This is a genomic window from Rhizobium lusitanum (assembly GCF_014189535.1).
In the GTDB taxonomy this organism is placed as follows: Bacteria; Pseudomonadota; Alphaproteobacteria; order Rhizobiales; family Rhizobiaceae; genus Rhizobium; species Rhizobium lusitanum_C.
The window spans coordinates 1,683,855-1,702,540 of the sequence record NZ_CP050308.1 but is presented as its reverse complement, the minus strand read 5'-3'; the positions used below and the strand labels follow the sequence as shown (position 1 = coordinate 1,702,540).

Sequence of the window (18,686 nt, the reverse complement as noted above, 5' to 3'; positions counted from 1 at the left end):
CGGCGGAACTGGAAGGCTCAGCCGTGCTTGCGGAACCAGTTATGGAGGTAGTCGACAAAGACGCGCACCTTGGCCGGGAGATAGCGGCGGTGCGGATAGACGGCGTAGATGCCGCGGTCCGTCGGAAGATAATCATTGAACAGGGTCAATAATTGCCCGCTCTCGATCGCCTTGCGGCCGATGAAATCCGGGACAACGGCGACGCCGAGACCGGCCAGCGCGGCGCGCAGCGTCGCATGTGGGCTGTTGACTTCAAGCGTGCCGCTGATCGCGACATTGAAAGTGCTGCTGTCGGCATCGACGAAGCGGATATTCCCTTGCGAGCGGGTGTTGCTGTCTATGATGAATGGCACGCGCGCGAGATCGCTCGGATGCTCCAGTGCCGGATAGCGATCGAGAAATTCCTGGGTCGCGCAGAGATGGATGCGGAAATCCGAGATCTTGCGGGCGATCATGCCGGAATCCTCGAGCTTGGTGACGCGCACAGCGACGTCGAAGCCCTCTTCGATCAGATCGACGAAGCGGTCGTCGGCGGCGATGTCTAGCGAGAGGTCCGGATTTTCCTTGGCGAAGTCGATCAATGACTGCCCGACATCGGCATCGACGAAGGTGCGCGGCACGGAGACACGCAGCCGGCCCTTGAGCTGCTGGTTGTTCTCGCGCACGAGGTCGGCAAGGTTGTCGATTTCCTTCAATATGTCGGAAGCGGTGCGATAATAGGTATGGCCCGCCTCGGTCATCGAGAATTGCCGGGTGGTGCGGTTGAGCAGCAGCGCGCCGAGATCGTCTTCCAGCTCCCGGACGTATTTGGACAGCAGCGCCTTGGAGCGGCCCGTCTTGCGGGTGGCCGCTGAAAACCCTTCCGCTTCGACCACGTCGATGAAGGCGCGAATCCGGGTCAAGGTGTCCATGGTGATGCCTCTCATTAACTGTTGAAGGATGTTGAACAAAACACGCTGATTTGTTCAATTATTTTTTTAGGCCGGCAGCGAAAAAAATTCTTGATTATGACGGCAAATATTCTTATCTCCCCCTCAGCCCAAAGTCGCACGTGCCCGTGGGTGTCCGCCGATCCTCGATGTGGTGAGAAAATCGGTAAGGTACCTGGAACTAACCCCTCCAGTCGCTATTTCGGCCAACCGAAAAATGCGAGGACATCTGAAGCAACGACGGTGCGGGCCTTTTTGTTCTCTCCCGGCTTTCCATCAGCCGGGGTTACTGAAGAGGCACACCTTCATTGCCGGAAGTGCGGTTGGGATATTCCCTCCAATCCATGGCAGACAAAGCCGAATTAGCGCCGCTTGCGGCACTGGTTCATCATCTGCGCTTCGCGCGTTTGCTCGGTTCCGGGGTCTCCACCGGCTGGTACCTGAGTGAATGAGCGTCGCCCTTTGTCCTCTGGGTCTTTCCCGGAGCTATTGGAATTGAGAAGGGAATTGACATGACCACGCAACGTATCCGCGACTTTCTCGCTACCCGACGTCCTGATGGTCCCTGCCTGGTGGTTGACCTCGACGTCGTCCGCGACAATTTCCGTGCCTTCCGTCACGCCATGCCGGACAGCGCCATCTATTATGCTGTCAAGGCCAACCCGGCTCCGGAAGTGCTGCGCCTGCTCGCAAGCCTCGGCTCCAACTTCGATTGCGCGTCCGTCGCTGAAATCGAAATGGCGCTCGACGCCGGTGCGACGCCTGCCCGCATCTCCTTCGGTAACACGATCAAGAAGGAGCGCGATGTCGCCCGTGCGCATGCACACGGCATCAGCCTCTTCGCCGTCGACAGCCACGAAGAAGTCGAGAAGATTTCCCGTGCGGCTCCCGGCGCTCGTGTGTTCTGCCGCGTGCTGACGGATGGCGAAGGCGCCGAATGGCCGCTGTCGCGCAAGTTCGGCTGCGTCCCGCAGATGGCTGTCGACGTTCTCGTCTACGCCCATCAGCTGGGCCTGGAATCCTACGGCGTGTCTTTCCACGTTGGCTCGCAGATGACCAAGGTCGATGCCTGGGACGCTGCTCTTGCCGATGCCAAGCGCGTCTTCGTCTCGCTGGCAAAGCAGGGTATCCACCTGCAGATGGTCAACATGGGCGGTGGTTTCCCGACCAAGTATCTGCGCGACGTTCCGTCCGCTGAGGCCTATGGCAAGGCGATCTTTGCGTCTCTGCGCGCCCATTTCGGCAACCAGATCCCGCACACGATCATAGAGCCGGGCCGTGGCATGGTCGGCAATGCCGGCGTGATCAAGGCTGAAGTCGTCCTGATTTCCAAGAAGTCGGACAACGATGCCGCTCGCTGGGTCTTCCTCGACATCGGCAAGTTCGGCGGTCTCGCTGAAACCATGGACGAAGCGATCCGTTATCCGATCCGCACGGAGCGCGACGGCGACGAGATGGAACCCTGCATCATCGCCGGCCCGACCTGCGATTCGGCCGACGTGCTGTATGAAAAGAACCTCTATCCGCTGCCGGTGACGCTCACCATTGGCGACGAGGTCCTGATCGAAGGCACCGGTGCCTATACGACGACCTATTCGGCTGTAGCCTTTAACGGGTTCGACCCGCTGAAGTCCTACATCATCTAAGGTCTGATAAAGCTGCCCCCGTAGCCAGCCGGGGCGGCACCTTCACAATCATCTGTCACCACCGCTGATAACGGTATTGGGCAACGGGAGGCCGAGATGGCCGCTGTTCTTGATTCTGTACGCGCATTCTTTGCGCCGTCTACCTTCACACTCGACCTGGAAAACGCAGGCGATGTCGTCGCTCGCGAAAATCTGCTCGATCAGGCCATGGGCGCCGATCGCCGCAAGAAGTCGTCCGAAAAGATCCGCCGGGGCCGCGTTCCGGCCGAGGGTCTGGCGCTTGTCGCCCGCGATCGCTCCGGCCATGTCATCGGCACGGTTCGCCTGTGGAACGTCGAAGCCGGCGTCGATCGCGAAACCCGTCCGGTCGAGGCACTGCTCCTCGGTCCGCTGGCTGTCGATGCCGCCCATGAAGGCAAGGGTATCGGCTCGGCGCTGATGCGCGCCGCCATTCTGGAAGCCAAGAAGCGCGGTCATGGCGCCATCCTGCTCGTCGGCGATGCGGCTTACTACGAGCGTTTCGGCTTCTTTGCCGAAAAGGCCCGTCATCTCGTTATGCCGGGACCGTTCCAGCGCGAGCGTTTCCTGGGGCTCGAGCTGAAGGAAGGCTGGCTTGCCGGCGCTGCCGGCATGATCATCGCCAACGGCCGCAAACTGGCCCAGCTGCCGATCGCAAAGGCCGCTTGAGGTTGATTTGCCTTCGCCCTGACGGGGCGAGGGCGTGATCTCACTTTGCCGCCTTCATCCCATCCTTTGCCAGGTCATATCCATCCGTTAGCGTTTTCAGAAACGCCACGACATCGGCAGTCTCTGCGTCGTTCAGCGCGGGGGTATCACCACGCTTGCGGTTCATCGGCGCGTCGATGATGTCGATGTTGGCCTGATATTGCTGCGGCAGATCGTTGAATTTTTGTACAATCCCGCTGGCATCCTTCGGGTAGATCTCCTCCGGATTGGTGTCGCGCTTGACGTAGAAGCGGGTGACGTCTTCCAGCGAGTGGTAGACGCCATTGTGGAAGAAGACGCTGCGGCTGGCGACATTGCGCAGCGTCGGCGTCTTGAATAGCCCGCAATTCTGGGGCTGGGCGGAATAGGTGTCGTTGCGCAGCGGGCCGCAGATGCCGGTGTCGTAATAATGCGGATCGGCATTGGCCGGAATGTCGGGATTGCGTGGCGCGCCCAACGCTTCGAATTCGAAATCGGTGAAGTTCGGCATCTGTCCGTCGCCAATTATCTTGTCGAGATGGCAGGAGGCGCAATTGCCCTTGTTGGCGTCGTCGAACAGTTTCAGCCCGCGCGCCTCCGCCTCGGAGAGTGTTGTCTTGCCGCGCAGATAATAGTCGTACTTGCTCGAATAGGGATGGAAGGAGGGCTCCTCGATCTGGTAGCGGGCAAGCGCAAAGCCGACTTCGGCAATCGCCATGTCCTGATCGCTGAGGACGTTGCTGCCGAAGAGGGCGGCGATATCCTTGCCGTAGCCCTGTTTCAGCTTGGCATAGACGGTGGCTGCGTCGGCATTGGCCATTTCGAAGGGCGAGATCATCGGTTGCAGCGCTTGCTCTTCCAGCGAATCGACACGTCCATCCCAGAACATGCCGCCCTGCGGCACTAGGTCCGGCGCAGTCGAATCCGCCTTGATGACGGCCTGCGCTGTTAGTGGTCCGGCAACAGTCGCCGGCGTATTGGCGAGCGCCACGCCAGAGGCCTCTGTCATGGGCGCTGCTTCCGCAGCTTCGTCGGCGGCACTTTCCGCGCCGACGGAGAAGGAAGGCGTTGACATCTTGTAGGCGAGGCTTGGCACGGTGCGGATGCCCGGCTGGTCGAGATGCGCACCGCCGAGCTGCACGGAAAGGCCATTGGCCGGTGCATAGTGATTGTTCGGATCGTGGCAGGTGGAGCAGGACATCTGACCGCCGCCGGACAGCGAGGGATCGTAGAACAGCTTCTTGCCGAGTTGGGCAACGGCGCTCAGTGGCGCCGTATCCTCATAGGTATTCGTGGCTGAAGGGGCGTCAGAGGCAGGTTGGCTCGCCATGCCGATGCTCGCCCCCGCGAGCGAGACGCCCGCGAGTGTAATGAGCGGCAGGAGACGGTGATTGATTTTCAGAGACATCGCCGTCTCCCTTCTTCCGCTTAGGATGCGCTGTTGCCGGTCTTCGGGTCGAGGATCAGCTTCGGCGTATCGCCCTTCGACCAGTCGAACATGGCGTTCAGCGAGCCGGAGATGGCGTCGAACGAGCCGCCGCCGAGACGCGCGCCGCCCATCCAGTTGTCTTCGATAAAGCGCATGACGGAGGTCTGGTCGGTCAGCGTATGGTCGATGAAGTTGGTCTTGGAATAGGGCGAGATGACCAGCAACGGCTGGCGCGTGCCATAGCCGCAGCGGCCCTGGGCCGGCTGGCCATTGAGGCCCGGCAGCGGCGTGCCGGTGGAGCAGCTGTCGCCGCTGAGCACGTCGTAACCCTTGACGCCGAGCTTCGACGGATTGACGACTGCGTGTGCGTGATCATACCAGCCGTCGGAATCGTCATAGAGGAGGATGATGGCCGTATCTTTCCAGTCCGGCGAATTCTGGACGGTGTTGATCACCTGGGTCACGAATTCCTGCTCGTCGAGCGGATCGGAATAGCCGGCATGGCCGTCCTGATAGGCGGGTGCTTTCAGGAAGCTGACGGTCGGCATGCTGCCGTTCTTCAGCGCGGCGTAGAAGTCGGTCACGTCGTACTGGTGATTGGCGGCGTCGGTGGTGCCGATCGCTGCGACCGAGGATGGACGCGCATGTGTTGGGTTGGCGGTCGAGGCGTAGTACTGGAACGGCTGGTGATGCGGGATGTAGTCGGTATAGTTGACCTGGGTGACGGTCGAGGTCGTGGCGCGCTTGCAGCCGGTCGTGCCGTCGGGGTTGGTCAGCGTCAGGTCGAAGCCGCCTTCGAAGAAGCCCCAGGTGATCTTATGCTCGTTCAGCATGTCGCCGATGTTCTTGCTGTACATCAGCGCGGTCTGGCCGACGGAACAGACGTCGCCGGTCGGGTCGAAGTCGCTGATGGCCGTCCAGCCGCCATTGCCGTCAGGCACGATGCGACCCTTGGAATAGGTGCCGTCCTTCTCCAGCGTATAGCCAGGCGGCAGGATGGCGCCGTTGGTCTGGCCGGAGATCAGGTTCAGCGCGCCGGGGGTCGATGGGCCGAAATTGGTGGAGAAGGAATTGTCGCTCAGCGCGTAGTGCTGGGCATAGTTCCACATGGCGGTGACGGTGTTGCCGTCATAATAGCCCATGACCTGGCCCTTGGTGCCGAATGCGCCGGCGGCACCCTTGGTGCCCTTGCCGGTGTTGGCGGGGAAAAGGTCCATGGCGAAATTGTTGTAGGCCGCCTGCTCGGCGGTATAGCCGTGGTTCTGCGATTGCGTAGCCGCCTGCGTGCGGTCGAGGCGGAAGGGGGCAGCGGCGTCGGCGCCGTTGGCTGCGTTGGTCTTGTTCGGATTGGTGTCGATAAGACCGGCATTGGCGAGCGTATTGATGTCGGCCGGCGTGTTGTCAGCGGCCTTGAATTCCGGCTCGCCGGCGACGTTTGCGGCCTTGGGGTAGGTCGCGAAATAATGGTCGAAGGAGACGTTTTCCTGGAAGATGACGACCAGGTGCTTGATCGGCGTGGCGGTATTCGTTGCCGGCGCCACGTCGGCGGCGCCAGCGGCGGAACAGAGCGAAACGAGGGTAAGCGCGCTGCCGGCAGCAAGGGCGGCGCGACGCGAAAGACGGGTCATGGGGATATCCTCTCGAGTGGGGGCATTGCCTCGGCGCTTGGTTGCGCCGCGCCGGGGCAGAGGGAGCCATGCCGGGCTATCAAGCGTACATGACACTTCCGTGACGGTGTGTCGTGGGAGAGACTGTCGCGGCGACAGAGAGTATAACCAAGCGATTGATTTTGCTGGAATGAAAGAGGGGATCGAGTGCCGTTGAGGCATGGGGGTGCGACGATGCTACCTTATGTCACGGCCGACATTGGTGCCCTCCATCCGCCCCCGCCCTTCGAGGGTCGCTTTGCTCCCACCTCAGGGTGAGGGCTAACCTTTGGCGCCCAGCCGCAGCAAGGGCTCGATCGTTCGGTCTCTGCTTGGCTGTGACGAGGAGCACACTCCACCTCATCCTGAGGTGCGCAGCGCCCTGAGCCTGTCGAAGGGGGCGGAGCCTCGAAGGACGAGGTGGCCACAGTATTCCCATCGATGGGAAGCTAAATATTCTGATCCATCGTCTCGGCCGGGATCTCGTCGGCGGGATGGATGCGGACGACCATGGCCGGGACACCAGCGACGGTGCAGTGGGGTGGCACAGCCTTGACGACGACGCTGCCCGCCGCCACCTTGCTGAACGCGCCGACTTCGATATTGCCGAGAATCTTTGCGCCGGCGCCGATCATCACGCCATGGCGGATCTTCGGATGCCGGTCGCCGGTTTCCTTACCGGTGCCGCCGAGGGTGACGTTCTGCAGGATCGAAACTTCATCCTCGATGACGGCGGTCTCGCCGATGACGATGCCGGAGCCGTGGTCGAGCATGATGGACGCGCCGATCTTAGCCGCCGGATGGATGTCCGGGCCGAAAACCAGCGAAGCGAGATTGGACAGCCAGCTGGCGATTTCCGGCCGGCCTTCCGTCCAGAGCGCATGGGCGATGCGATGGGTTTGCAGGGCGTGGAAGCCTTTGAGATTGAGCAGCGCATGCAGATAGGTCGTGCAGGCAGGATCGCGGGTCCGCACGGCAATGAGGTCGGCCTCTGTCGCCGGCAGGATCTCGGAGTGGCGTGTCAGCACATCATGAAACAGCGTGAACAGATCACCGGTTTCGATCGTGGCGACGGAAAGTCTGGCGACCAGGACATTGGCGAGGCTTTCGGCATCCGTTCGCGTGGCGATGATCTGCGTTGCGAGCAGCGGCTTCAGTGTCGGTTCACGGCCGGCGAGATCGGTGGCCTCATGGTGGATCACATCCCAGACGCTGCCGGGTGTGGCAGTGGAATGTCCGGCAATTGCCGTACCTGTCTGGGACATGGTCCTGTCTTTCTCGTCAGGCGGAAATATCGACAACGCCGCAATCGCCGGCCTCGGAGGCAAAGGCGAGCAGCTTGCCGGATTTGCTCCAGCTCATCGAGGTGATCGCACCTTTGCCCGGACGGCGCAAGAGCGCCTCCTTAGCGTCGCCGATGCGCACCGCCAGGATCATGCCGTCGATGAAGCCGATCGCCAAGATGTCTTCCACCGGATGGAACTTGACTGAGGTCGCCATGATGTTGGCGCGGGTGCCGAGTTCCTGCGGCGCCTTGCCCATCGGGCCGTCCTTGCTCTGGAAAGGCCAGACGATCGCCGCTGGTGCACCGGACGAGGCGAGCCACTTGCCCTTGGCGGACCAGGAGAGCGACTTCACCTTGGCGGGATAGCCGGTCATGCGCATGTGTCGTGCTTCGCCACCCGGCTTGCTGTCCAGCTTCCAGCCGTGCAGGGCGTTTTCCTGCATGGTGGTGACGACGAACTGGCCGTCCGGCGAGAAGGTGACGCCGGTATGGGCGCCCTTCCATTCCAGATTGACCGGTTGCGCGCTCATGCCGACCCAATGCAGCGACACGCCATTGTAGCGGGCAGCGGCGATACGCAGGCCCTTGGGCGCGAAGGCGAGGCCCTCGACAGTGCGCTCCTCGGTGAATTCCTTGGTCGAGCCGTCGGCAAGCCGCACGAAGCTGCTTTTCCCATAGGCATAGGCGACCGCGCCTTGCGGGCCGGCGGCAAGCTGTGTGATCCATTTGCGCGGCGCTTCGGCAAGCACGGTCACGCCGCCATCGGCAGCAATCCGCAGGACCTTGCCGTCTTCACCACCGGAAATCAGGCTGTCACTATGGGGATCGCGGATACAGGTGAGCATGCCCTGATGGGCTTCGGTCACCTTTTCCCCGCCTTCCAGGCGATGGATCATCCCGGCGGCGCTGGCGAAGACGGGGGTGTCCTTCAAAAACTCGACGGCCAGAACGTGGCCGTCGATATCAAGCGGAGCGACAGTCGGCATCAGGCAGTCGCCTCGCAGGCCTTGAAGCTATTTTCCAGCTTTTCGCGATCGAGCTCGCGGCCGATGAAGACCAGGCGGCTCTCATGCTTTTCGCCGTCTTTCCAGGCGCGCTGATGGTCGCCTTCGATGATCATGTGGACACCCTGCACGACATAGCGCTCGGGATCGTCCTTGAAGGCGATAATGCCCTTCAGGCGAAGGATCTTCGGGCCGTCGGTTTGGGTGACCTTCTGGATCCACGGGAAGAAGCGATCCGGGTTCATTTCGCCACCGCGCAGCGACACCGACTGCACCGTCACGTCATGGATCGGCGAGGGGCCGTGGTTGTGGTGGCTATGATCGTGGTGGTCATGATCATGGTGATGATGGTCGTGATCGTGTCCATGATGATGGTGGTCATGGTCATGATGGTCATGACCGCAATCCGGGCCGCAGACATGATCGTCATGGCCCTGATCGAGGAAATGCGGATCGTTTTCCAGCGCGCGCTCGAGGTTGAAGGCGCCCTGGTTCAGGACGTGGGCAAGATCGATGCCGGAGCGGGTGGTCTTGTAGACGCGGGCGGCCGGGTTGATAGCGCGGACGATGTCTTCGATCTGCGCCAGTTCTTCCGTAGAGACGAGATCGGACTTGTTGATGACGATGACGTCGGCAAAGGCGATCTGGTCCTCGGCCTCGCGGCTGTCCTTCAGGCGCAGCGGCAGGTGCTTGGCATCGACCAGCGCAACAACGGCATCAAGCTCGGTCTTGGCGCGGACGTCGTCATCCATGAAGAAAGTCTGGGCAACGGGAACCGGATCGGCAAGGCCTGTAGTCTCTATGATAATACCGTCGAAACGGCCCGGACGGCGCATCAGTCCCTCGACGACACGGATCAGGTCGCCGCGCACGGTGCAGCAGACGCAGCCATTGTTCATCTCGTAGATTTCTTCGTCCGACTCGACGATCAGGTCATTGTCGATGCCGATCTCGCCGAACTCATTGACGATGACGGCGTATTTCTTGCCGTGGTTTTCGGTAAGAATGCGGTTCAGCAGCGTCGTCTTGCCGGCACCGAGATAGCCGGTGAGAACGGTGACGGGGATGGGCTTTTGCGTGGCTGTTTCGGTCATGGGAGCCTCGAAATATGGGATTTCCCCCAAGGGGGCGGAAAATGATCGGGTTCCATATAAGGAGTTGAAGGCGGCAGTTCAAAGGCTTTTGTATGTTATAAGATCACATTAGGTTTGGGACCTGCGATCGATCGGGCTTTACCTCAGCGTTGTCACATCAAACGCATCGACATCCTGCAAAAGCTCCACCAGCCCCTCTACTGCGTGAGCAATCAACTGTTCGCCCTTTTCCACCGTTGCAGCGCCTGCATTGCCTGCCACGCCTTCTGCGCTTAGATCCGACATTTTCCAGCCGAATGCATGCGGTCCATAGGCCCGCAGGTGCTTGAAGCGCTGTACGAAGTCGGACTGCCGCGAGGGAAAGTCCGCCGCCTTGGTCATGTCGGCCTTTTCCGGATAGAGCGCCAGCATCACCGATGTTTCGATGTCGCCGCCGTGGATGTCGATGGCCTTGGCCTCCGGCGCAATCAGGCCGTCAGGCACGCCGAAGCGTGTCCAGCTGGTTGCCACCGCCAGCATGTTGAAGCGAACACGCGCCTCGGTCGCGACAATGGTCATCAGGGGCGAGTTGCCGCCATGGGCGTTCAGCATGACGAATTTACGGATGCCGAGACGGTGCATATTTTCGGCTATGCCGAGCCAGCGGCTGACGGCCTCATAGAAGCCGAGCGTCCTGGTGCCGGCGACATCCATATGCTCGACGGAATAGCCGACGGGTTCCGGGCCTAAGAAAGTGATGGGCAAATCGGTGGGGACAGCGGCTTTCAAACGCGAAACGATGCCTTCGGCGATCAGCGTATCGGTGTCGAACGGCAGATGGGGGCCGTGTTGCTCGTGGGCGCCAAGTGGCAGCACGGCGATCCAGTTTGCCCTCTCCGCAGGTGCCAACGTCCTATCATTGTCATCGAAACGTGGCAAAGGCTGTGCCATCTGCGGGTGTGCCCCTTGTTTATGTCAATAACCTAGGCAATGTCATAACGTGATGATGCAGTGGCGGAAAGAGCAACGGAATCACAATGGGTAAGAAGCACAAGGACGGCAAGAAAAGTAAGTCGGGTAAAAAGAAGGACCACAGCGAGTACACGCTCGCCGATTTGTCGCCGGCGTTGACGCAGGCGGCGCGGTCCATGCGCACGGTTCTGACGCGCAACATGACGGCCAGCGGCCTTTATGCGGGGCAGGATGGTGTCATCCTGGCGCTTTCGGCCAGCGACGGTCTACCGGCGGGAACGCTGGCGCAGAAGCTCGGCGTCAAGGCGCCGACGATGACCCGGACGATCGGTCGCATGGAGGCGCAAGGCTTTGTCGAGCGCCGGCCGGATGCCGAAGATGCGCGGTTGACCAAGGTCTATCTCACCGAGCACGGGCGCAACAGCGTCAGCGAGATCGAAAGTTCCGCTGCTGCCTGCGACGAACTTGCCACGCGCGGCTTTTCGGATAAGGACGTCCGTTCGCTGGTGCGGCTGCTGAAGGCGATCGAAAGCAACCTTCATACAGGCGACGACGACGAGGATGATGGGGAATTTTAAGAATTCCCGAGGATTCGAGTTGCGTGGGCCGATTAAAGCTTTTAATTAAAGTTTTTAAAATTCCGGAATCGTAAAACGACGGAATGGATATTCGGCTGCGTTTCACGGGGGAGGGGAGCGCATGGCGCAAAAGATAAAACTGTCTACCATTGCGGAATCGCTGGGTATTTCAACGGCAACCGTATCTCTTGCCTTACGCGATAGTCCGCTGGTGGCGGTGACCACGCGCGAGAAGATCAAGGATCAGGCGCGGGCGCTCGGCTATATCTACAACCGCCGCGCGGCAAGCCTCAGGACATCGCGATCCGGGATCATCGGCGTCGTCGTCCACGACATCATGAACCCGTTCTATGGCGAGATCCTCAAGGCGATCGAAAGCGAGCTCGACCGTAGCCGCCATACGTTCATTCTTTCCAACCATTACGATTCAGTCGAGAAGCAGCGAACCTTCGTCGAAACCCTGCTGCAGCTTGGCGGTGATGGCATCATCATGTCACCGGCGATCGGCACGCCAGCAGAGGATTTCGACCTGGCGGAGGAGAACGGCATGCCGGCCATCCTCGTCGCTCGTTCGATGGAGGGGCTGGATCTGCCGACCTTTCGTGGTGACGACAGCTACGGTATTTCGCTCGCGACGAATCACCTGATCAGCCTCGGTCACCGCACCATCGCGATGATCGGCGGCACAGACCAGACCTCGACCGGACGCGATCGTTATCAAGGCTATGTGAACGCCCTGCGCAAGGCGGGCATCGAGGTCGATCCCGATCTGCGTATTCCCGGCGCTCGTTCCAAGCAAGGTGGTTTCGAGGCGGCGGTGCATCTCCTGTCATTGCCGCAGAAGCCGACGGCGGCCGTCTGCTGGAACGATCTTGTCGCCATCGGCCTGATGAACGGTATTTCCCGCGCCGGCCTTGTGCCGGGTAAGGATATCTCGGTCACCGGCTATGACGATCTGGAGGAGGCGGCGATCGCCACGCCGGCGCTGACGACGGTATGGAACGGCCAGGCGGAAGTCGGAAGGCTTGCAGCACGCGCGCTTTTGGATAGGCTGGCGGGCAGTCATGAGCCGGATGGTATCCATCTTATCAAGCCGGAAATGCGCATCCGCCAGTCGACATCTCCCTATCAGGCCCGCCAATAGCGCCGCGCTACATCTTCAAGAGGAAAGATCCATGTCCGATAACCGCATCGCCGTCCTCATTCCGGGGAAGATACATCCGCGTGTTCTTGAGAGGCTCGGCGGGCATTTCGATGTCATCGCCGCCGATCGCAGCGAAAGCCCACAGATCGATGCCGGGACTGCGGCACGCGTGCGCGGTATTGCCGTGGCCGGCGGTTTCAACGCCGCCTGGATCGATGCCTTTCCGAATATCGAGGTCATTGCCAATTTCGGCGTCGGCTATGACGGTATCGACGTCAGTCATGCCGCATCCAAGGGCATTGTCGTCACCAATACGCCTGATGTGCTGAACGACGAAGTGGCCGATACGGCGATTGCGCTGCTTTTGAACACGCTGCGCCTGTTTCCGCAGGCGGAAAGCTGGCTGCGGGAGGGACGCTGGGCGAACGAGGGGCCTTTTCCGCTTTCGCCTTTTTCGTTGAAGGGGCGGCGCGTCGGTATTTATGGCCTTGGCCGCATCGGCCAGGAGATCGCCAAGCGCCTGGAGCCGTTCAAAGTGAAGATCGGCTATCATACCCGCACGCCCCGCAAGGAACTGGCCTATGACTATTATCCGTCGCTGAAGGCGATGGCCGAGGCGGTAGATACGCTGATCAGCATCGTGCCGAAGACGGCGGAGACGCATAAGGTCATCGACGCCGAGATCCTCTCCGCGCTTGGGCCGCAGGGCGTGTTCATCAATGTCGGGCGCGGCTGGTCCGTGGATGATGATGCGTTGATTGCTGCCCTTGGAAACGGCACGCTCGGGGCGGCCGGCCTCGATGTCTTCTATGACGAGCCGAATGTTCCGGCGGGCTATCTGTCCCTGCCGAACGTTTCGCTGCTGCCGCATGTGGCGTCCGCCTCAGTGCCGACGCGCAATGCCATGGCCGATCTAGTGGCGGACAACCTCATCGAATGGTTCGGCAAGGGTGCGGCGCTGACGCCGGTGCCGGAAACCCCGGTCAAGCCAAAGGGCTGATCACACAGCCGATTGGCGGCGGGGAACGGCTAACGGCTGTTCCTTGGCCGCCGCATAATCGCGCACGGCATCGCCGAAGGCGACAAACAGCTTGCGCGACGGGGAATCCGTTTCCGCCCAATATTCCGGATGCCATTGCACGCCGACGGCGAAGGCCTTGGCGTCGATGACGGACACGGCTTCGATCGTGCCGTCCTCGGCGATGGCTTCCACTTGCAGCCGGGGCGCGGTATCGGCGATTGCCTGCCGATGCAGCGAGTTGACCAGCACCTCGCCGGGGCCGACGACGCTTGCGATGCAGGAGCCTTCCTTGACGAAAACGCTCTGGCGGATCGAATACATCGTGTCGCGGTCGACATTCTGCGGCTTGCGGTGATCCCAGATACCCGGCTGTTCCTGGATTTCACTGGCAAGCGTGCCGCCGAGCGCGACATTCAGTTCCTGAATGCCGCGGCAGATGGCGAGCATCGGAATGGCGCGCTCGATGGCGCGGCGGATGAGGGGCAAGGATGTGGCGTCGCGGGCCGGATCGAAGGGGCCGTCGTTCTCGTCGGCTTGCTTGCCGTAGAGCGAAGGATGCACGTTGGTGGCGGAACCGGACACCAGCAGCCCGTCGACACGGTCGAGAATGGCGTCGATATCGTTGTCGTCCTCCATCGCCGGGACGATCAGAGCCATGAGGCCGGAGGCCTTGACGGCGGCGCGGACATATTGCTGCTGCACCGCATGCCAGGTCGCGCCGTCGAATTCGCGGATATCGGCGGGAATGGCGATGATCGGTCTGGACATGCGAGGCTCCGGAAACATGCGAAACTGCCGGGGCTGGTCGAGACCCCGAATGAATATGGTGTCGATGCCGCGATGGGCCAACTTGCCGGGAAATCTACGCGAAGAGCGAGCATTCGGCAACGCGGGACGGCCGTGGCCGAGCTTTGTTTCCCTTTGTCATGACGATGTACAGGAATCGCCATAATGCAGTGCAAAAGCAAACTTGAAAGACAATACGCGGCATGGTTAAGCTCCAACGCTTGCGCCATGATCGGGAGAATCTATTTCCCGCAACGCCATCCGTGTGAGAGGTTATAATGGATCGCCGTTCGTTCATCAGACGGGCTGGAGCAGTTGGCGCGGGCGCAGCCGCCTCAGCGCTTGCCAGTCCGGCCGTCGCCCAGGAATATCCGAAGATCACCTGGCGGATGACGTCGTCCTTCCCGAAGAGCCTGGATACGATCTATGGCGGCGCGGAGGATATTGCGACGCATGTTTCGGATGCGACCAACGGCAATTTCGTCATCCAGACCTATGAAGCCGGCGCGATCGTCCCCGGTGCACAGGCGGCCGATGCGGTGAGCGCCGGCACGGTCGAGGCGGCGCATACCTGTTCCTACTATTTCTGGAACAAGGACCCGACCTACGCCATCGGCACGGCGCTGCCCTTTGGTCTCAATGCCCGGCTTACCAATGCCTGGTTCTATCAGGGCGATGGCAACAAGCTGATGAACGAGTTTTACGCCACGCAAGGTATTCTCGGCCTGCCCGCGGGCAATACCGGCGTGCAGATGGGTGGGTGGTTCCGTAAGGAAATCAATACGCTGGATGATCTCAAGGGTCTGAAGATGCGTATCGCCGGCCTTGCCGGCAAGGTGATCGAGAAGATCGGCGTCGTGCCTAAGCAGGATATCCCCGCCAGCGACATCTACGACGCGCTCGACAAGGGCACGCTCGACGCCGCTGAGTGGGTCGGTCCCTATGACGACCTGAAGCTCGGCTTCCAGAAGATCGCCAAATATTACTACTATCCCGGCTGGTGGGAAGGCGGCGCCGTCGTGCACGCCTTCTTCAATCTGGAAAAGTGGAACGCGTTGCCGAAAAACTATCAGGCCATCCTTGCGGATGCCTGCGCCTTTGCCAACACCAACATGCTGGCCAAATATGACGTGAAAAACCCGCAGGCGCTGAAGGATATTGTTCAGCAGGGCGTGACGTTGCGCCCCTTCAGCCAGGAAATTCTCGAAGCCTGCTTCCAGGCGGCGACCGGCATTTATGCCGACCTTTCGAAATCGAATGATTATTTCAAGCGGATCTATGAGGATCAGGTTGCTTACAAGAAAGATGCTTATCTCTGGATGCAGCTTTCCGAATACACGTTCGATACGTTCATGATGATTCAGCAGCGAGCGGGCAAGATTTGACCGAGGATGCTTTGCTGACTGATGTTTTCTATTTTAGCATTTCGTGAGCAAGAAACTATAACTAAAGTAGAGCATAGTTTCATTGATTGCACGAATGTGGTGCAAAATATCACTAAAAATCGATGTAAATTATTGCATGGTTGGAAAATCCATCCAAATATATACTATTCGGGCAATCAAATTTTAAAACGTTTCGACTAGAGTTCGCGCCGCATCAGGGGAGCTCTGAATGAAGCCTCAAAACCCGAACATCGTACCGACGGATGTTTATCTGTCGTTCGTCGGTTCGCTTTTCGGAAACCGTAGCACCTTGCTTACGGGGGTATTGGTTCATATCCTCAGCTATACCATTGTCTTCCTGAGCACGGGCGCCGGCATTTATCTTGGTTTCTGCCTTGTACTAGCCATCGTCTTCGCTCTTCGCATCCATTCGTTCCGGCAATTTGACGCGCTCGATAAAAGCGCCCTTTCACGCGCCGATATCGCGCGCTGGGAAACGCGCTATGTGCTCGGCGCGACGGCGACGACGCTGATCCTCGGTGTTGCCAGCGGTTATGCCATCCTGATCGTCCAGAATCCGCTGGCGGAATTCATCTGCATCGCGGTGACCATGGGATCAATGGTATCGATCCTCGGTCGCAATTACGGTTCACGGAAGGCGATCGACCTGCAGACCATGGCGTGCTGCCTGCCGATCATCATTGCCTGCCTGATGTCGGGACAGCTTTACATGGCAATCGTTTCCGTCATGCTGGTGCCCTTCGGATTGACGACGCGCTCCATGGCCAACGGCCTGCGTGAGTTTCTCTACAAGAACGTTATAGCGTCGCGCGAGATATCGCTGATCGCTGATCGGTTCGATACGGCGCTCAACAATATGACACATGGCCTGTTCATGCTGGATGCCGACAACCGCATCCTGGTGGTCAATCGAAAGGCTTGCGAACTCCTGAATCTGACGAATCCCGAGCAGCTCAGGGATTGCGATTTCGATGTCGTGTTGCGCTATGGCGTACGTCATGCCTCCATCGACGGTTCTCTTCCGGGCCTGATCCAGCAGCAGATCGAGCAGCTCGTCGGCGGTTCGCTGTCGCGCACGTTGATCGAGCTCGGCGAAGACCTGTTTCTGGAGTTTTCGGCGAGCCGTCGTGCCGATGGCATCGTCATCCTGATTTTCGAGGACGTCACCGCGCGCATCCGGGCCGAGCGCAAGATTCTGCATATGGTGCGTTTCGATCCACTGACGGGCCTGCCGAACCGTGAATATTTCGCCGAATTGACGAAGGAGAAGCTGGCCGCGCGCGTCGGCGACGGCTGCATCGGCTTTCTGGTTCTCGATGTCGACGATTTCAAGCATGTCAATGATTTCAAAGGACATGTGACCGGCGATCGGTTGCTGGTCGCCATCGGCGCGCGGCTGAGAGAAAAGGCGGGCGACGTGGCGCTTTGCGCGCGTCTGGTCGGGGATCAGTTCGTATTGCTCTTCCCGAACGATGACTGTGCCGAGGATCTGGATAGGCGCATATCCGCGCTGCATGCGGCGATGGCGGGTACTTACGAGGTGGATGATCATAGTCTGCGCGTCTCTTTCAGCGGTGGCTACGTGACCATGTCGAGCGGCGAGTTCCGTCCGGAAGAGTGGCAGATCAAGGCCGATTTGGCACTCTTCGATGCCAAGTTGCGGACGAAGGGCGGTTGCTCCAGGTTCGAAGAGGAGATGGACGCCCGTTACATCGAGCGGCAGAAGTTGAAGAGCGATCTGCGCGAGGCGATCGAGACCGGCACGCTGCATGCCGTCTATCAGCCGATGTTCACGCCGGATGGCCATCGCATCGATTGCTGCGAAGCGCTGGCGCGTTGGGTGCATCCGGAAAAGGGTTCTATCCCGCCCGATGTCTTCGTGCAGATCGCCGAGGAGATGGGAATCGTTGGTGGTATCACCCGCTTCATGCTCAACCGCGCCTGCCGGGATTGCGCCACCTGGCCCCGGTCTCTTTCGGTCTCGGTCAATCTCTCGGCACAGGACCTGCGCAGCAATGACATTGTCGCGGTCGTCGCGGAAGCGCTGGAGGCATCGGGTCTGGAGCCATCACGCCTGCATCTGGAGGTAACCGAAAGCTGCCTCATGGACGAGATTGCCAGCGTGCGTTCCATTCTTGGTGATCTCAGGGCCAAGGGCATCACCATTGCCATCGACGATTTCGGGACCGGCTTTTCCAGTCTCAGCTATCTCGATTCACTGCCGGTGGATATCGTCAAGATCGACCGCTCCTTCGTGCACGACATCACCGGCGACAGCCGCCGCTTCAAGCTCCTGTGCGGCATTGTCGATCTTTCACGCGCTCTCGGCCTGGAGATCGTCATCGAAGGCGTGGAGACGCGGGAACAGTTGGCGCTCATCAACCAACGCGGCCTGGCCGATGTGATCCAGGGTTATGTGTTCTCGGTTCCCGTGGCGCCGGCGATGGTCGGCGAGATGATAGACAATCTCGACCGCAATCGACCGACCCTGCGTCAGGATATCCTGGCCTGAGACGGGCTGGAATTGGTTGTTTTATTTCCGAGCGCTCAGACGGCAATCGCATAGGGAGATTGAACCTCTGCGACGTTCTCGTGCATTGCATTTTTTCTCGCTTTATGTAACGCCTCGGTAGAGGAAATCTGGCTGCGGTGCCTTATTGGGAGATGCCGCAGCTTTTGAGGACGAACTCCAGCCGGCAGCAGTTGCAAGCTCTGTCGGGGAGCGGATTGAGGGGAGACTTTTGCATGGCCGAACATCATACCGGACCGATCGAAACCGGTGCTCCGATGGACTACAAGGAGCATGAGAAAACCTATAATGGGTTCATTGCTAGCGCCAAGGTCGGATCGGCGCTCATCGTCGCGCTGTTGATCGCGATGACGGCGGGTTTCTTCGGTCACGCCGGCCTGGTCGGCGGGTTTCTTATTTTCCTGGTTCTTGCATTCGTTGGCGTTTTTCTCGCACGATGATCGACACGGGGCTCTCCAGCCCGCGCTTTCCCTGAGATTCATGGCCTGATTTCACAGGCTCCTGCGCTGCTGTCTCCAGCAGGGCTGTCGTT

Annotated in this window: 16 protein-coding genes; 8 read left to right on the top strand and 8 right to left on the bottom strand. The window is 60.0% G+C overall.

Going from position 1 to position 18,686, the window contains the following annotated elements; all coding sequences use genetic code 11:
* Positions 1 to 17: 17 nt before the first annotated feature.
* Positions 18 to 911 (bottom strand): LysR family transcriptional regulator, encoded by an 894-nt coding sequence (locus tag HB780_RS21980; protein WP_183696525.1) that lies wholly within the window; start codon positions 909 to 911, stop codon positions 18 to 20.
* Positions 912 to 1,441: 530 nt separating this feature from the next.
* On the opposite strand from HB780_RS21980, the gene odc2 reads away from it, so the two are divergent.
* On the top strand, positions 1,442 to 2,575 hold the full coding sequence (odc2, locus tag HB780_RS21975; protein WP_183696522.1) for an ornithine/lysine decarboxylase: 1,134 nt from the start codon (positions 1,442 to 1,444) through the stop codon (positions 2,573 to 2,575).
* A gap of 96 nt (positions 2,576 to 2,671) precedes the next feature.
* Positions 2,672 to 3,262, top strand: coding sequence for a GNAT family N-acetyltransferase (locus HB780_RS21970; protein ID WP_183696519.1), 591 nt, complete (start codon positions 2,672 to 2,674; stop codon positions 3,260 to 3,262).
* 40 nt (positions 3,263 to 3,302) lie between these two features.
* On the opposite strand, the gene HB780_RS21965 is transcribed toward HB780_RS21970, so the two are convergent.
* The 6 genes from HB780_RS21965 to HB780_RS21940 form a co-directional block, all read right to left on the bottom strand.
* On the bottom strand, positions 3,303 to 4,688 hold the full coding sequence (locus HB780_RS21965) for a cytochrome c peroxidase (protein WP_183696516.1): 1,386 nt from the start codon (positions 4,686 to 4,688) through the stop codon (positions 3,303 to 3,305).
* Between the two features lie 20 nt (positions 4,689 to 4,708).
* Positions 4,709 to 6,337, bottom strand: a complete 1,629-nt coding sequence (locus tag HB780_RS21960) for a phospholipase C (protein ID WP_183696512.1) — start codon at positions 6,335 to 6,337, stop codon at positions 4,709 to 4,711.
* A 467-nt stretch (positions 6,338 to 6,804) separates the two neighbouring features.
* On the bottom strand, positions 6,805 to 7,620 hold the full coding sequence (gene cysE / locus HB780_RS21955; protein ID WP_183696511.1) for a serine O-acetyltransferase: 816 nt from the start codon (positions 7,618 to 7,620) through the stop codon (positions 6,805 to 6,807).
* Between the two features lie 16 nt (positions 7,621 to 7,636).
* On the bottom strand, positions 7,637 to 8,626 hold the full coding sequence (locus HB780_RS21950) for a WD40 repeat domain-containing protein (RefSeq protein ID WP_183696507.1): 990 nt from the start codon (positions 8,624 to 8,626) through the stop codon (positions 7,637 to 7,639).
* Entirely contained in the window at positions 8,626 to 9,738 is a 1,113-nt protein-coding gene (locus HB780_RS21945; protein ID WP_183696504.1) for a CobW family GTP-binding protein, read from the bottom strand. The genes HB780_RS21950 and HB780_RS21945 overlap by 1 nt, the downstream gene beginning before the upstream one ends.
* 138 nt (positions 9,739 to 9,876) lie before the next feature.
* Positions 9,877 to 10,668 carry a creatininase family protein gene (locus HB780_RS21940; RefSeq protein WP_183696502.1) on the bottom strand — a complete coding sequence of 264 codons (792 nt, stop codon included), beginning with the start codon at positions 10,666 to 10,668 and terminating at the stop codon, positions 9,877 to 9,879.
* 86 nt (positions 10,669 to 10,754) lie between these two features.
* On the opposite strand from HB780_RS21940, the gene HB780_RS21935 reads away from it, so the two are divergent.
* The 3 genes from HB780_RS21935 to HB780_RS21925 all read left to right on the top strand — a co-directional run bounded on the left by HB780_RS21935 (position 10,755) and on the right by HB780_RS21925 (position 13,411).
* Entirely contained in the window at positions 10,755 to 11,267 is a 513-nt protein-coding gene (locus HB780_RS21935; protein WP_183696499.1) for a MarR family winged helix-turn-helix transcriptional regulator, read from the top strand.
* Positions 11,268 to 11,388: 121 nt separating this feature from the next.
* Complete coding sequence (locus tag HB780_RS21930; protein ID WP_183696496.1) at positions 11,389 to 12,411, top strand: LacI family DNA-binding transcriptional regulator; 1,023 nt, start codon at positions 11,389 to 11,391, stop codon at positions 12,409 to 12,411.
* Positions 12,412 to 12,442: 31 nt separating this feature from the next.
* Entirely contained in the window at positions 12,443 to 13,411 is a 969-nt protein-coding gene (locus HB780_RS21925; protein ID WP_183696493.1) for a 2-hydroxyacid dehydrogenase, read from the top strand.
* Here HB780_RS21925 and HB780_RS21920 read toward each other — a convergent pair whose 3' ends face one another.
* Positions 13,412 to 14,200 carry a gamma-glutamyl-gamma-aminobutyrate hydrolase family protein gene (locus tag HB780_RS21920; protein WP_183696490.1) on the bottom strand — a complete coding sequence of 263 codons (789 nt, stop codon included), beginning with the start codon at positions 14,198 to 14,200 and terminating at the stop codon, positions 13,412 to 13,414.
* Positions 14,201 to 14,496: 296 nt separating this feature from the next.
* On the opposite strand from HB780_RS21920, the gene HB780_RS21915 reads away from it, so the two are divergent.
* The 3 genes from HB780_RS21915 (at position 14,497) to HB780_RS21905 (ending at position 18,594) form a co-directional block, all read left to right on the top strand.
* Positions 14,497 to 15,603 (top strand): TRAP transporter substrate-binding protein, encoded by a 1,107-nt coding sequence (locus HB780_RS21915; protein ID WP_183696487.1) that lies wholly within the window; start codon positions 14,497 to 14,499, stop codon positions 15,601 to 15,603.
* 229 nt (positions 15,604 to 15,832) lie between these two features.
* On the top strand, positions 15,833 to 18,136 hold the full coding sequence (locus HB780_RS21910; protein WP_183696484.1) for a putative bifunctional diguanylate cyclase/phosphodiesterase: 2,304 nt from the start codon (positions 15,833 to 15,835) through the stop codon (positions 18,134 to 18,136).
* Between the two features lie 233 nt (positions 18,137 to 18,369).
* Positions 18,370 to 18,594: an aa3-type cytochrome c oxidase subunit IV gene (locus HB780_RS21905; protein ID WP_183696481.1), complete on the top strand. Its 225-nt coding sequence runs from the start codon at positions 18,370 to 18,372 to the stop codon at positions 18,592 to 18,594.
* Positions 18,595 to 18,686: the final 92 nt, after the last annotated feature.

Coding starts and splice junctions, on each gene's coding strand:
- HB780_RS21980 (WP_183696525.1), bottom strand. CDS start 911: ATGGACACCTTGACCCGGATTCGCGCCTTCATCGACGTGGTCGAAGCG.
- odc2 (WP_183696522.1), top strand. CDS start 1,442: ATGACCACGCAACGTATCCGCGACTTTCTCGCTACCCGACGTCCTGAT.
- HB780_RS21970 (WP_183696519.1), top strand. CDS start 2,672: ATGGCCGCTGTTCTTGATTCTGTACGCGCATTCTTTGCGCCGTCTACC.
- HB780_RS21965 (WP_183696516.1), bottom strand. CDS start 4,688: ATGTCTCTGAAAATCAATCACCGTCTCCTGCCGCTCATTACACTCGCG.
- HB780_RS21960 (WP_183696512.1), bottom strand. CDS start 6,337: ATGACCCGTCTTTCGCGTCGCGCCGCCCTTGCTGCCGGCAGCGCGCTT.
- cysE (WP_183696511.1), bottom strand. CDS start 7,620: ATGTCCCAGACAGGTACGGCAATTGCCGGACATTCCACTGCCACACCC.
- HB780_RS21950 (WP_183696507.1), bottom strand. CDS start 8,626: ATGCCGACTGTCGCTCCGCTTGATATCGACGGCCACGTTCTGGCCGTC.
- HB780_RS21945 (WP_183696504.1), bottom strand. CDS start 9,738: ATGACCGAAACAGCCACGCAAAAGCCCATCCCCGTCACCGTTCTCACC.
- HB780_RS21940 (WP_183696502.1), bottom strand. CDS start 10,668: ATGGCACAGCCTTTGCCACGTTTCGATGACAATGATAGGACGTTGGCA.
- HB780_RS21935 (WP_183696499.1), top strand. CDS start 10,755: ATGGGTAAGAAGCACAAGGACGGCAAGAAAAGTAAGTCGGGTAAAAAG.
- HB780_RS21930 (WP_183696496.1), top strand. CDS start 11,389: ATGGCGCAAAAGATAAAACTGTCTACCATTGCGGAATCGCTGGGTATT.
- HB780_RS21925 (WP_183696493.1), top strand. CDS start 12,443: ATGTCCGATAACCGCATCGCCGTCCTCATTCCGGGGAAGATACATCCG.
- HB780_RS21920 (WP_183696490.1), bottom strand. CDS start 14,200: ATGTCCAGACCGATCATCGCCATTCCCGCCGATATCCGCGAATTCGAC.
- HB780_RS21915 (WP_183696487.1), top strand. CDS start 14,497: ATGGATCGCCGTTCGTTCATCAGACGGGCTGGAGCAGTTGGCGCGGGC.
- HB780_RS21910 (WP_183696484.1), top strand. CDS start 15,833: ATGAAGCCTCAAAACCCGAACATCGTACCGACGGATGTTTATCTGTCG.
- HB780_RS21905 (WP_183696481.1), top strand. CDS start 18,370: ATGGCCGAACATCATACCGGACCGATCGAAACCGGTGCTCCGATGGAC.